This window comes from Hylemonella sp. P2_B10 (assembly GCF_056404875.1).
Genome location: NZ_JBFUDE010000007.1, coordinates 18,334 through 31,832, shown reverse-complemented (window position 1 = coordinate 31,832; position 13,499 = coordinate 18,334). Strand labels below are relative to the sequence as shown.

The window sequence follows — 13,499 nt, the reverse complement described above, 5'->3', positions numbered from 1 at the left end:
AGACGCGACGCAGGCGCACGCTGCGTGCGCGCTGCCTACAGCGTCACGTGCCCATCGATGCAGGTCACACTGTGCCCGCCCACCCAGACCTGGCCGCCGCCATCGCATTCAATGTGCACACGGCCGGCGCGCTCCAGGCAGGCACCCTGGGCGGCGACATAGCGCTGCGGCGCCAAGCCCTCGCCCATCAGCCACTGCGCCAGGCTGGCGTTCAGGCTGCCGGTTACTGGGTCTTCGGGAATGCCTATGGGCGCCGCGAAGCCACGCACCTCGAAGTCGGGCTGGTCCGCGTCACCGCCGCTGGCGCCAAAGGCACGTGCCTCGCGGTTGGAGCGGCCTATCAGCTGGCTGGCCGAACTGGTTTGCCAGGGCGCCACCACGCCCACCTTGACGCCACCGGCCTTCAACGCATTGTGATCCGGCGTGATCTGCAGCACGCTGTCGGCATCCTGCAGCAACAGGCCCAGCCACACCGGGCCGTTGTCCAGCAGCTGGGCGGCCTTCACGTCACCCGCCTGCAAGCCCAGCGCCTGCAACACGCTGGCCAGCACGGCGTCGCTGGGCGTGCTGCGTGTCAGCGGCGGCGCGGCAAAGGCCTGGCGCGCGCCATCGCGCCGTATGCGCACCAGGCCCACCTGGCATTGCTGCACCACGTGGTCGGGGTCCTTGGGCTGGCCACCCGCTTGCAGCCAGGCGTGGCAACTGCCCAGCGTGGGGTGGCCGGCAAACGGCAATTCGCCGCCGGGCGTGAAGATGCGCACGCGGTAGTCGGCGCCGGGCTCGGTCACCGGCAGCAGGAAGGTGGTTTCAGACAGGTTGGTCCAGCGCGCGAACTGCTGCATCTGCGCGTCGCTCAGGTCGCTGCCGTCCAGCACCACGGCCAGTGCATTGCCCAGGTAGGGCGTGTCGGTGAACACATCGACTTGCTTGAAAGGGCGTGCGCGCATGGCGAAACTCTCCGGGAAAAACAGCAGGGGAGATCAGGACAGCGGTTGGTCCAGCACGCCGACGGCGCCGGAGCGGCCGCTGACATCGGCATACCAGCGCTGCAGCTGCGGCAATGCCGTGCGCGGCTGCGGCAAGCCCCACCAGCGGTGGAGCTCACAGGCCACGGGGATGTCGGCCATGCTGAAACGCTCACCGGCCAGGTAGGGGCGCTGGGCCAGTTGGGTGTCCAGCAGCGCCAGCAGCGGCTCGGTGGCGGCGCGCGAGCGTTCCAGCAGTTCAGGCTGGCGTTGCTCGGGCGGCGTGCGCACCAGCTGGATGAAGGCGTCGCGGCCGGCAGGGTTCAGCGTGGTTTGCTGCCAGTCCATCCAGCGCTCGGCATCGAAGCGTTCATGCAGCGCTTCCGGGTACAGGTTGCCCGGTGCATATTTGGCGCACAGGTAGCGCACGATGACGTTGGATTCCCACAGCGTGTAGCCGCCGTCGTCCATCAGCGGCACCATGGCATTGGGGTTCAGCGCCAGGTAATCGATGTCCTTGACGATGCCGAAGGTGCCGCCGGCATCGGTGCGCTGGAAGTCCAGGCCCAGCTCCTGCGCCGTCCACACCACCTTGCGCACGTTGATGGAGCTGATGCGACCCCAGATCTTCAGCATGGTCTCAAGCCCAGTTCAATGGCGTTGCTGCTCGCGCACCGCGGCGGCCAATGCCGCCACACCCTGGCGGATTTCGTCCTCGGTGGAGGTGACGAAGGACAGGCGCATGGTGCGCGCATCACCAGCAGCGGCATAGAACGGCGCGCCGGGCACGAAGGCCACGCCCTTGTCCACCGCCTTGGGCAACAGTTCCACCGCGCTCATGCCGGCGGGCAGGCGCGCCCACAGGAACATGCCGCCGGCCGGGGTGTTCCAGGTCAGGCGCTGGTCGGCGTCGCCCTCGGCCGGGAATTCCTTGGCCAACGCCGCCAGCATGGCGTCGCGCTGCAGCTTGTAGCGCTGGCGTATCAGCGGCACGTGGCGGTCCAGGAAGCCGTCTTTCATCACCTCGGCCACCACCCGCTGGTTGAAACCGGGGCTGTGCAGGTCGGCCGCCTGCTTGGCCTGCAGCAGCTTGGGGTAGACCGCTTTCGGTGCCACTATGAAGCCCAGGCGCAGGCCCGGTGCCAGCACCTTGGAGAACGAACCCAGGTAGAGGCAGCCTTCGGGGTTGCGGGCGGTCAGCGGCGCGGGCGGCGGGGTGTCGAACCACAGGTCGCCATAGGGGTTGTCTTCCAGCAGCGGCAGGCCCAGTTCGGCAGCTTTTGCGGACAGCGCGGCGCGGCGTTCCTCGCCCATGGTGCGGCCAGTCGGGTTTTGGAAGTTCGGCAGCACGTACAGGAATCGCGGCGGCGTGGCGGCGTTGGCGCGGCATTGGGCGGCCAGGTCGTCCACATCCACGCCGCCGTCGTCGCTGGCCACGCTGATCACGCGCGGCTCCATGGGCGTGAAGGCCATCAGCGCGCCCAGGTAGGTGGGCTGCTCCACTAGGATGGGGCTGCCGGCGTCCACCAGAATCTTGGCGGCCAGATCCAGGCCTTGCTGCGAGCCGGTGGTGATCAGTATCTGCGCCGGGTCCACTTGCCAGGGCAGGTTGGCGGCAACCATTTCGCGCAACGGGCCATAGCCTTCGCTGGCCGCATACTGCAGCGCGGCCGGGGCGTCGTCGCGCAGCACCTTGGCGCAGGCCAGCGCGAACTCTTCCACCGGAAATGTCTTGGGCGATGGCAGGCCGCCGGCAAAGCTGATGATGCCGGCTTTCTCGGTGACCTTCAGGATCTCACGGATCACCGAGGGGTTCATCTTGGCCGCGCGGGCGGCCAGGTTCCAGTTCATCGCCGTCGCCTTCTCATTCATCTTCATCATTGCACTCCAACGGGCATGCGTTTGCCCACAAACACCGTGCCAATCACGGCCAAAGAAAACCCCAGCGTCACGCCGTCCAGTGTCTCACCCAGCAGCGGCAGCGCAAACAGCATGGACAAAAACGGTTGCAGCAACTGCACCTGGCTGACGCGCACCGTGCCGCCCAGCGCCAGACCGCGGTACCAGGCGAAAAAGCCCAGCCACATGGAGAACACCGCCACGTAGGCAAAGGCCCACCAGGCCCGCGGCTGCAAGGCCTCGTGCGGCCAATCGGCCCAGGCCAGCGGCAGGGTGATGGGCAGTGCCAGCACCAGGGCCCAGCAAATCACGTGTTCGGCGCGCATGTGCTGTGCCAATTGTGCGCCCTTGCCATAGCCCACGGCGGCACAGGCCATGGCCAGCAACAGCAGCATGTCGGCCGGGTTCAGCGACGCGCTGCCCTGGCCTGAGCGCAGCAGCGCGAACACCACCACCAGCGCAGTGCCCAACCCCGCGCACATCCAGAAGCCCACGGACGGACGCTGTCGGTGCAACCAGGCGCCCACGGCGGCGGTGGCCAGCGGCAACACACCGACGATGACGCTGGCATGCACGGCCTGCACGTGGCGCATGGCGATGGAGGTGAACAGCGGAAACCCCAGCACCACGCCGCCCGCGATCAGCGCCAGTGGCAGCCAGTCCTGGCGCCGTGGCAGCGGGGCCCGGGTCACATACAACAGCAGCAGGGACAGCACGCCGGCCACCACGGCGCGACCGGTGGCCACGAACACGCCTGTCATTTGCGGCACCTCGGGCGAGCCCACCGCCATGCGCGTCATCGGCAGCGTCAACGCGAAGATGACGATGCCCAGCAGGCCCAGCCACAGGCCGCGGCGCTCAGCGTCGTGAGGCGGCAGGGGCAAGGCGCGGGATTGCAAAGACATGCCAGAGACTTTATAGTCAACAGCAACACACTGGCAGTACAGTTTTTCAAACAATTGTTTTAGCTGTACTGGCGATTTGGCCCACACAGCGTTGAACCGGGAACACGCCCATGTTGATGAAAGCCGCCTCGCAATCGCTGGCCGAGCAATTGGCCCAGCGCTTTGCCAGCCGCATACGCGACCGCTTGCTGGCGCCCGGCGCGCGCCTGCCCTCGGTGCGCCTGTGTGCGCAGCAGCAGGGCGTCAGCCCGTCCACCGTGGTGGTGGCCTATGACCAGCTGCTGGCCCAGGGCCTGGTGGAGGCGCGGCGCAACCGTGGCTTTTTTGTCCGTGACAACCTGCCGACCGCCGGCCCGATGGAGCGCGCGACAGCGGGGATGGCGCCAGCCACCCGGCCGGCACCTGTGAATGCCGCCACGCTGATACGCGGCATGTTCCACGGCAACAACGGCCAGCCGCAGCCCGGCATGGGGGCGTTTCCGCCGGACTGGATTGCCTCGACGTTCATGGCGTCGGCGGTGCGCCGCTTCACCACGCCGGCCGAATTGAACGCCACCTCGCTGCGCTATGGCGACCCGGCGGGCGACGCCAGCCTGCGCCATGCGCTGGCGCACCGGCTGCAGTCGCTGAACATCCAGGCCGGGCCGCAGCAGATCATCACCACGGTGGGCGCCACGCAGGCGCTGGACGTGGTCAGCCGCACGCTGCTGCGCCCGGGCGACCATGTGATGGTGGAGGAGCCCGGCTGGGCGGTGGAATTTGCCCGCCAGGAGGCCTTGGGCATGCGCATCCTGCCGGTGCCGCGCCGCGCCGACGGGCCTGACCTGGAGGTGATGGCGCGCTATTGCGAGATGCACAACCCGAAGCTGTTCGTCAGTGTCAGCGTGTTCCACAACCCCACCGGCCAGTGCCTGAACCCGGCCAGCGCCTACCGCATCCTGCAACTGGCCAACGCGCACGACTTCCACGTGGTGGAAGACGACACCTACAGCCACATTGCGCCCGACCACGCCACCCGCATGTGCGCGCTGGACGGCCTGCGCCGCACCATCTACGTCAGCGGCTTTGCCAAGATCCTGGCGCCCAACTGGCGCGTGGGCTACCTGGCCGCGCCCAGCCACCTGGTGGAGCGCCTGCTGGACACCAAGCTGCTGACCACGTTGACGACACCGGCCATGCTGGAGAAGGCGCTGGCCTGGTGCATCGAGCAAGGCCAGCTGCGTCGCCATGCGCTGCGCATACGCACCCGGCTGGACCAGGCCCGCAGCCGCAGCGTGCAGCTGGCGCAGGCGGCGGGCTGCCGCTTTGTCACCGAACCGGCTGGCCTGTTTGGCTGGGTCGACACCGGCGTGGACACCGATGCGCTGGCCCAGCGCATGCTGGACGAGGATTACCTGCTGGCCCCCGGCGCGCTGTTCCACGCCCAGCGCCAGCCCAGCACGCTGATGCGCATCAATTTCGCCACCACGCAGGAGGCGCAGTTCTGGAGCGCATTCACGCGCTTGCGCAGCGAAATGGGGGGCTGAGCCCCTGGGCGGATTGCGGCCGCACGATTTACATGAAAACGTCGTGCGGCACTGTCACGCTGGCGGGTGCGGGCGCTATAGTGCAGCCTGACCAACACAGGAGAGCCCATGGGTACGTTTCTACTGAGCGCGGCCAACCAGGCCCTGTCTGCCACCCGGGCGACAGAAAAGGTGATCGCCCTGGAGCAGGTGCTGACGCGTTATTTCACCGGTTGGTCGCCCTATGACGGCAAGAGCGACATCAACGACGTGCCCACCGCGCTGGCCTATGTGGTGTCGAAGAAGCTGACCAAGGCCAAGCGCAAGGCGGGGCAGTCCGCCGCCACCATGGCCTTTGGCGTCACTGGCGCGGCCATAGGCGGAGCGGCGGGCACGGTGGCGTTGCCGGGTGTCGGTTCGGCGTTGGGTGCGGTGACGGTGGGCACCATCGTGGGCTCGGCGCCTACCGTGGGGTTTCAGCTGTTTCGCAAGACCAAGTTCCTGTACAAGACGCTGCGCGGCACCCAGGGCAAGCACCGCAAGCAGGCCGCCACCGCGCTCTACGGCGGCTGCCAGAACAGCGACCCGAAATCCAACGCCACCTACGCAGCGGCGGCGGGCATCCTGGTGATACTGGGTGACGAAACCGAATTCGACATGGTGATGGGCGGCAGCAGCAAGGACGCCATCGAAGCCATCGCCAAGCGGCTCAAGTCCTGGTGACAGGCCTGCGGCCGGGCCGCATCACACCAGCAGCAAACCCTGGGCCGGATGCGGCTGCGCGTTGGCCAATGTCTTCAGCAGCGCGCGGTTGACTTCTTCGCCACCCATGCGGTGGCGCTGGCACAACCCCTGGGTGCGCTCGGTGTTTGCGGATTCCAGCGCGGTGGCCACCTGCAGGTAGGGCAGGTAGGGGCCTGAGCTGCCCAGAATGGCGGAATTGACGCGCGAGGCCAGCGGGATGCGCTGCAGCGAGTTGCCCAGCGGCTCGCCTAGCAGCAGGTCAATCTGCGACAGCAGGCCGCACAGGTACAACTCGCGGCGCAGGTCTTCTTCGGTGCCAGCCTGCAACAGGTTTTCCATCAGGTGCGCGCGCACCACCATGGCGGTGCGCACCGGCTGCAGGTTCATGTCGCTGCTGGCTTGCGGCAGTTGCTCCAGCAGCCATTTCTTCAACTGGGCAAAGCCCAGCACCATCAGGCCGTGGCGCAGCGAGCCGATCTCGGCGCGCAAGCCCACCGCGGCCGAGTTGGCCCAGCGCAGGAAGCGGTAGGCCAGGACAGGCTCTTCGCCCAGCAGCCGCTCCACGGTCTCCATGGACTCGTCGCTGTTGGTGGCCTCCACCAGCCGCGCGATGGCGCGCTGGCTGGGCTGGATCATCTTCTGGCGGTAGCCGTACAGCACGTCCTCCAACGGCCAGCCGGCCACGCCCCAGGCGGCCTGCTGGTCCAGGCAGTGCTCGATCAGCGCCCGGCTGGGCACGGCCTCGTAGATCTGCCCGGCCTCTATCGGGCTGTGCACCTGGGCCAGCAGGCTGCTGTCGGTGCCGTTGTGCTTGTGCAGCGAGATCCGCAAGCCGGCCAGCGCTTCTTCCGGCGTCAGGTTGATCATCTGCTTGAAGAAGCAGCCGGCCAGTGTGTCACTGGGGCGTTGCCCGGGGTCACCGCGCCAGACCAGCTTCACGCCGCGCTGCTGCGCAGGGCGCAGCCGCTGGGTGATGGCCGGCTCGTAGGCCCAGTCCGCGTGCACTTCCAGCCACGGGCCGGCGGCCGGCGTGTGGTCCAGCAGGCCTTGCAGCAGCTGTGGGGAGCGCGGCGCCAGCAACAGCGTGGGCGCCTGGGCCGGCCACAACTCGGTCAGTGCGTCCAGCAGATGCGGCGCGCCGGCAGCATCTGCCCCGCTGCCGGCCGGTGCCACGAACAGCTGCACACCGTCGAGCTGGCGCAACTGGTTCCACAGCAATTGGTAGCCCAAGGCCACATTGCCGAGGATGGACGCCGCCATGCTACATGGCCCCCACGCTTGCCACTGCCCCAGCATCGGCGTTAGCCGATGATGCACGTGCTGCGCTGTAGGGGCCATGGCCACAGGCCATGGCTCGTCGGCCTGTCCCAGTCTGCATCGGCAGATTGGGAGCCGCAGGCCTCCGCCCCGAGGGGGCCCTCACGTCTTGGGACGGCCCGGCGACGTTCATACCTAACTGATGAAGTTGAACAGCGACAGACGCTGCACCTGCGCGTAGGTCTGCAGTGCGGCGCTGTAGCCGGTCTGCTGGTTCTGGAAGTCGGAGATGCCCTGGACCATGTCCAGATCTTCGGCGCGTGAACGGTCGGATTCCAGCTGGATGGTGTTGGCGCCCTGCTCGCTGTCGATGGTGTCGGCGCGGTTCAGCAGCGCGCCGGCCTGGGCCCGCACCGATTGCAGGCGGTCCATCGCGGTGTCGACTTCCGCCAGGCCGCGGGCGATGCCCTGGTGCAGTGAGGCCTCCCGACTGGCGGCACCTGCAGAGGGCGTGGACCCGCTGGAATACATGGCGGCGATGGCGCTGTCCAGCACGCCGAACAAGCCGGTGCCTGGCCCGGTGAGGGCGCTGGGGGCGGTGTTCAGCGTGTCGCCATCGGCCGGCGTGCCCTTGACCACCAGCGAGATGCCGCCCATGGTGATGGTCTGGCCGGCCACATAGTTGCCGGTGGTGGTGGTGGCGTTGTTCAGGTTGGTGGTGGTGTAGGTGGTGACACCGCCCACCACCGAGAAGCTGATGGTGTAGTCATAGCCTTCCACGGCCGCCAGGCTGGGGTTGCTGACGCTGCCCACGTCGCTGAAGGCATTGCCCAGGTTGGGGCCAGGGGTGATGGTGTTGGTGCCCAGCGTGGCGGTGAACACGCCATTGCCGGTGGGCACGTTCATGAAGGCGGCCTGGCCGTCGGCAGTGGCGGGAATGGCCACCGCCGAGCTGCTCTGCTGGCCGCCAATGCCGTTGTAAGCCATGCCGGTGGCGGTGTCCACGAAAGGTTGGGCGGTGCTGCCCAGGCCGCCGAACAGCGGCAGGCCGTTGGTGTCGGTGCGGTTGGCGTAGGACAGGATCTGGTCGCGCAACTGCTTCATCTGGTTGACGATGGCCAGGCGCTCGGTGCCGCTGTAGCTGGCGTCGCCGGCGCTGACCAACAGGTCGCGGAAGGACTGCACCGCGCTGGACACATCGCCCAGTGCCGACTCGGTCATGGCCACGGTGTTCTTCTGCGCCGCCAGGGCGCGCTGCTCGGTGGCGATGCGGGCCAATCGGGTTTCGGCGCGCTCGGCCTGCACGGCGGCGGTGGGGTCGTCGCTGGCATGCACCACGCGTTTGCCCGAGGTCAGGTTGACCTGCAGCGCCGACAGCTGCGATTGGCGCTGGCTGATGTTGCGCACCGCGTTGTCGTAGACGTTGGCGGTACCCAGTCGTCCCAGAACGTTGGCCATGAAGGTGAACTCCTTTGTTCCCGTCCGCCACTCAGCGGAAGGTCGAAATCAACGTGTCCCAGATGTTCTGCGAAGCCTGGATCAGCTTGGCCGAGGCCTGGTAGGACTGCTGGAACTGTAGCAATTTGGCGGCCTCCTCGTCCAGGTTCACACCGGAGACAGCGGCGCGATCCTGTTCGGCATTGGTGGCGATGGAGTCCGACACGGTGGCAGAGATCTTGCCCGAGGACACCCGCGTGCCCACCTGGGCAATGACGCCGGCATAACCGTCCGTCAGCGCGGCGCCGTCAAAGGTCGGCACGTCGCGCAGGTCCAGCATGGCCTGGGCGTTGCCGGCGTTGCGCGCCAGGTTGGCCGGGTTGGCGATCTGCACGGTGTAGGTGTCACCGGCATTGGGCGCGCCCTTCAGGGTCAGCGACCAGCCGTTGAAGCTGATGGCCTGGCCCGAGTTGAACGGCAGGCCGGCGGCCGGGATGCCGGTGCCGGTGCCGGCGATGTCGAAGGTGCCGTTGCCGTTGAAGGTCAGCGTCACGGTCTGCGTCAGGTTGGGGTCGGCGATGGTGGCCTTCAGGCTGCTGACCGCCAGGCCGCCGGTGTTGGTGGCACCCTGCTGCACCTCAACCTGGTTGGACACGGCCAACGCGGTGGGCGAGGAGAAGGCCGTCTGGATGTTGGCCGGCGCGCTGCTGTAGGGTTTGATGATGAAACGGTCGCCGGCGCTTTCCCCCGCGCCGGTGACTTGCAGATCCAGCCCGTCGACCTGGATGATGGGCGCCGAAGCCTGGGGGAAGGCGGTGACCTGGCCGTCCGACATGCGGATCACATTGCCGGTGCCGGCGCCGGTGAAGACCACCTGATACTGCGAGGCGATCAGCGCTGTGGGGTTGTTCACGGTCACGCTCATGCCGGTGGCCGGGTTGGTGTTGGTGCTGGCGGCCAACGCAGCCGGCATGGTGGGTGGGGTGAAGAAGTCGCCGCCGGGGTTGCCATTCTGGTCCAGCCCCAGGTGGTGCTGGGTGTTCATCTGGATCGACATCGCCACCGCCAGGCGGCCCAGCTGGTTGCGTGCATCGGCCAGGTCCACGTTCTGGAACTGCAGCAGCCCGGCCAGTTTGCCGCCACCCAGGGCGGCTTCGGTCAGCGGGATGCTGGTGCCGTTGCGCGTGATGCTGATGGCGCTCTGGTTGGGGTCGTTGAAGTCGTCGGCCGCGTAGTTCAGCGTGGTGGCCGTGGCGCCCAGCACCAGCGCCTGGCTGCCCGCCACGAAGATGCCCACGGTGCCGTCATCCGCCTTCACCGAGGTGGTCTGCACGAACTGGTTCATCTGCGCGATCAACTGGTCACGCTGGTCCAGCAGGTCGTTGGGTTCGTGCCCGGTGCCCACCGTCCTGGCGATCTGCTCGTTGGCGGCGGCGATCTGCTGGGCCAGGCTGTTGATCTGGCTGATGGTGGATTTGATGTCGATGATGGTGCCTTGCTCCAGGTCCGACAACTGGCGGTCGGCGGTGTGGAAGCGCGCGGCGGTCTCGTCGGCGTCGGTCAGCACCACATTGCGCGCGGTGCGGTCGGTGGGCGCGTTGGCGACGTCCGAAAACGCGTTCATCATCTGGTTGATGGTGGCGCCCAGGCTGTTGGTGCCGGTCTGGAACACGTTTTCCAGCTGCGTCAGCTTTTCCAGCCGCGCGGCGTCCGAATTGGCCACCGACGAGGACAGGCTGGCCTGGCGCGTCAGGAACTCGCTGTAGTTGCGCTTGATGTCGGCCACCGCCACGCCATTGCCGTAGTAGCCATTGCCGCTGAACTGGCCGGCGACATTGGTCAGCATCGCGGTCTGGCGCGAGTAGCCCGGCGTGTTGACGTTGGCGATGTTGTTGCCCACCGTCTGCAGCACAGACTGGTTGGTCAGCAGCGCGCGTTGGGCGACGTTGAGCAGGTTGGACATGGCGTTCTTCCTGGCCTATCGGCGCTCAGGTCTGCACGCGCTGCAGGCGCAGCGTGGAATTGATGGCGCGGCTGAGTTTGGCCGCGTACTGGGGGTCGGTGGCGTAGCCGGCACGCTGCAAGCCGTTGGCATAGGCCTGGGCCGAACCGACCTGCAGGCTGGCCTGCTGGTAGCGTGGGGTCTGGGTGATCAGGCGGGCGTAGTCGCGGAAGGACTCGTCGTAGGACGAGTAAGCGCGAAAGCGCGCGGTGACCTTCTGCGCCACGCCGTTGACGTATTCCGTGGTGGTGACCTCGGCCACCTTGCCGGTCCAGCTGGCGCCGGCCTTGATGCCGAACAGGTTGTAGGAGGGGCTGCCGTCGGCCATGCGGATTTCCTGCCGGCCCCAACCGGTTTCGTGGCCGGCCTGGCCCAGCATGTAGGCCGAGGGGATGCCGCTGTCCTGGGCGACCCGGGCCGCTGCCGCCGCGTGGCGCTGCACGAAGCCGGTCTGGCGGGCACCGGGGGCGGGGGTGTTGGCAGCGGCGGTGTTGGCGGTGTAAGCCGGGGAGGCCGTGGCGGCATTGGCGCTCAGGCTGGCACCCGGCTGGATGCTGGCCGCCGCTGCGGTTTCGCTGACACCCATCTGGCGCGACAGCTGGCGCGCGATGACGTCGGTCAGGCCGCCGGGCTGGCCCGACATCTGCAGGGCCAGTTGCTGATCCAACAACTCGCTGCCGAGGTCGCTGCTGGAGCCGGTGAGGCCGGATTTCATCGTCGCCTCGCGCATGCTCTTGATCAGCTCGCGCATGAACAGCGATTCGAACTGGCGCGCCGTCTCACGTATCGACGCGGGCGTGGCCTGGCCCGCTTCGAGCTTCAGCGCATTGAGTGAGCGTACATCGACGCCCAGTGCGTTGGGTGAGGTTATCGGCGCGGCCATGACGTCATGATCCCCACGGTCAGATGACCTCGATCTCCGCGTTCAGCGCGCCGGCCGACTTGATGGCCTCCAGAATGGCCAGCAGGTCCTGTGGCGTGGCGCCCAGCGCATTCAAGGCGCGCACCACATCGGCCAGCTGCGGCGCCGCCGGCAGCTGTATCAGCATGCCGGGCTCGGCCTTGATCTGGATGTCGGACTTCTGCGCCGTCACCGTCTGCCCTTGCGACAGCGCATTGGGCTGGCTGATCACCGGCGCGGAGCTGATGCTGATCGAGAGGTTGCCGTGTGCGATGGCGCACGGCCCCAGGGTGACGGCCTGGTTCAGCACGATGGAGCCGGTGCGCGAATTGATCACCACCTTGGCGGCCGGGACCGAGGCCTCCAATGGCATTTCTTCCAGCTGGGCCAGGAAGCTGACACGCTCGTTGGCGTCGGTGGGGGCCTTGACCTCCACCGTGCGACCGTTGAGGGCGCGGGCGGTGCCCTCGGCGGTGCGGCTGTTGATGACCTGGGCCACCTGGCGGGCGGTCTGGAAGTCGCTGGCCTTCAGGTCCAGCGTGATGGTAGTGCCGTTGAGCAGCGGCGTGGGCACGGTGCGCTCCACCTGGGCACCATCGGGAATGCGGCCGGCGCTCAAGTGGTTGGTCTGTACCTTGCTGCCGCCGGCCGAGGCGCCGGCGCCGGCCACCACCAGGTTGCCCTGGGCCAACGCGTAGATTTCACCATCGGCGCCCTTCAGCGGCGTGGTCATCAGCATGCCGCCCTTGAGGGATTTGGCATTGCCCATCGAAGACACGGTGACGTCGACGAACTGGCCTGGCTGTGCGAATGCCGGCAGCTGAGCGGTGACGATCACCACCGCCACGTTCTTGAATTGCAGCTGCGAGATCGCCGCCGCCGACAGCGTGATGCCCATCTGCTTCAGGTAGTTGCCCAGGCCTTGCGTGGTGTAGGGCATCTGCGTGGTCTGGTCGCCGGTGCCGTCCAGGCCCACCACCACGCCCACGCCGCTCAAGGCGTTGCTGCGCACGCCCTGCACCGACGCCACTTCCTTGATGCGCAGTGCCCAGGCCGGCTGGGCCAGCAGCAGCGCGGCGAACAGCACGGCGGTGAGCCTCAGCGTCGCGTTCAAGGTCTTCAGGAAAGTCATGGCAGATCCGATATAACGTGTCAGGGGGCAGGGGTTCAAAACGGCATCACGTTCATGACAAAGCGTGACAGCCAGCCCATGGCCTGCGCCTCGTCCTGCTGGCCGCGGCCGCGCGACTCGATGCGAGCATTGGCCACCTGGGTGGAGGCGATGACGTTGCCGGGCTGGATGAATTGCGGGTCCACCATGCCGGAGAAGCGCATCACGTCGACGTTGTGGTTGACGCCGATTTGCTTGTCGCCGGTCACGATCAGGTGGCCGTTGGGCAGCACCTGGATGACGGTGGCGGTGATGGTGCCGGTGAAGGTGTTGGCGCTTTGCGTGCCGCCCTTGCCGGAAAACGCGTTGTCCGAGGCCGTGCCCAGCGACGCCTTGCCCACCTGGGCCGCAGACAGGAAGGGGAAGGCGCTGATGGTGGCGTCGTTCTTGGATGCCCGGTCAATGGTGGAGGTGGACTGCTGGCTGGCGCTGATGTTCTCGACGATCTGTATCGTCAGGCTGTCGCCCACCAGGCGGGCGCGCACGTCTTCGAAGCCAGGCCGATAGCGGGCCTGTGAGAACAGGCCACCGGTGTTGGGCAGGGGTGGCAAGGGCGCGATGCGCTCGGTGTGCGACGGCCGGGCCTCCACCAGGTCCACCTTGGGTGGCTGCGGCATGGTCATGCAGCCGGTCAATGCGGCGGCGCTCAGCGCGGCGGCCAGCTTCAGGCCGCGCATCAGGGGTTGCAGCAGGCGGTTCATGGGGTGTTGTCC

Annotated in this window: 12 protein-coding genes; 2 read left to right on the top strand and 10 right to left on the bottom strand. The window is 67.5% G+C overall.

Annotation, left to right across the window (positions count from 1 at the left end; genetic code table 11):
• Nucleotides 1-35: 35 nt before the first annotated feature.
• Genes AC1DX2_RS24630 through AC1DX2_RS24615 form a run of 4 tightly spaced genes read right to left on the bottom strand, consistent with a single transcriptional unit; the run spans nucleotide 36 to nucleotide 3,769 of the window.
• Entirely contained in the window at nucleotides 36-947 is a 912-nt protein-coding gene (locus AC1DX2_RS24630) for a PhzF family phenazine biosynthesis protein (protein ID WP_477199083.1), read from the bottom strand.
• Nucleotides 948-980: 33 nt separating this feature from the next.
• Entirely contained in the window at nucleotides 981-1,601 is a 621-nt protein-coding gene (locus tag AC1DX2_RS24625) for a glutathione S-transferase family protein (RefSeq protein WP_477199082.1), read from the bottom strand.
• Between the two features lie 15 nt (nucleotides 1,602-1,616).
• Entirely contained in the window at nucleotides 1,617-2,843 is a 1,227-nt protein-coding gene (locus AC1DX2_RS24620) for an aminotransferase-like domain-containing protein (RefSeq protein WP_477199081.1), read from the bottom strand.
• Complete coding sequence (locus tag AC1DX2_RS24615) at nucleotides 2,843-3,769, bottom strand: DMT family transporter (protein ID WP_477199080.1); 927 nt, start codon at nucleotides 3,767-3,769, stop codon at nucleotides 2,843-2,845. The genes AC1DX2_RS24620 and AC1DX2_RS24615 overlap by 1 nt, the downstream gene beginning before the upstream one ends.
• A 110-nt stretch (nucleotides 3,770-3,879) precedes the next feature.
• On the opposite strand from AC1DX2_RS24615, the gene AC1DX2_RS24610 reads away from it, so the two are divergent.
• Both AC1DX2_RS24610 and AC1DX2_RS24605 read left to right on the top strand, forming a co-directional pair.
• Entirely contained in the window at nucleotides 3,880-5,295 is a 1,416-nt protein-coding gene (locus tag AC1DX2_RS24610; RefSeq protein ID WP_477199079.1) for an aminotransferase-like domain-containing protein, read from the top strand.
• A gap of 108 nt (nucleotides 5,296-5,403) precedes the next feature.
• A complete protein-coding gene (locus tag AC1DX2_RS24605; protein ID WP_477199078.1) occupies nucleotides 5,404-5,997 on the top strand; it encodes a hypothetical protein in 594 nt (197 codons plus the stop codon).
• A gap of 21 nt (nucleotides 5,998-6,018) precedes the next feature.
• Here the strand turns inward: AC1DX2_RS24605 and AC1DX2_RS24600 are convergent, their stop codons facing one another.
• From AC1DX2_RS24600 to AC1DX2_RS24575, 6 genes are all read right to left on the bottom strand, one after another.
• Nucleotides 6,019-7,278 carry an HDOD domain-containing protein gene (locus AC1DX2_RS24600; RefSeq protein WP_477199077.1) on the bottom strand — a complete coding sequence of 420 codons (1,260 nt, stop codon included), beginning with the start codon at nucleotides 7,276-7,278 and terminating at the stop codon, nucleotides 6,019-6,021.
• Nucleotides 7,279-7,470: 192 nt separating this feature from the next.
• The gene (gene flgL / locus AC1DX2_RS24595; protein ID WP_477199076.1) at nucleotides 7,471-8,733 is read right to left on the bottom strand and encodes a flagellar hook-associated protein FlgL; all 1,263 of its coding nucleotides are present in this window, start codon (nucleotides 8,731-8,733) and stop codon (nucleotides 7,471-7,473) included.
• Nucleotides 8,734-8,764: 31 nt separating this feature from the next.
• Nucleotides 8,765-10,675 carry a flagellar hook-associated protein FlgK gene (flgK, locus tag AC1DX2_RS24590; RefSeq protein WP_477199075.1) on the bottom strand — a complete coding sequence of 637 codons (1,911 nt, stop codon included), beginning with the start codon at nucleotides 10,673-10,675 and terminating at the stop codon, nucleotides 8,765-8,767.
• A 25-nt stretch (nucleotides 10,676-10,700) separates the two neighbouring features.
• A complete protein-coding gene (gene flgJ / locus AC1DX2_RS24585; RefSeq protein ID WP_477199074.1) occupies nucleotides 10,701-11,597 on the bottom strand; it encodes a flagellar assembly peptidoglycan hydrolase FlgJ in 897 nt (298 codons plus the stop codon).
• Nucleotides 11,598-11,616: 19 nt separating this feature from the next.
• Nucleotides 11,617-12,747 carry a flagellar basal body P-ring protein FlgI gene (locus AC1DX2_RS24580; protein ID WP_477199073.1) on the bottom strand — a complete coding sequence of 377 codons (1,131 nt, stop codon included), beginning with the start codon at nucleotides 12,745-12,747 and terminating at the stop codon, nucleotides 11,617-11,619.
• A 35-nt stretch (nucleotides 12,748-12,782) separates the two neighbouring features.
• Complete coding sequence (locus tag AC1DX2_RS24575) at nucleotides 12,783-13,487, bottom strand: flagellar basal body L-ring protein FlgH (RefSeq protein WP_477199072.1); 705 nt, start codon at nucleotides 13,485-13,487, stop codon at nucleotides 12,783-12,785.
• Between the last annotated feature and the right edge of the window lie 12 nt (nucleotides 13,488-13,499).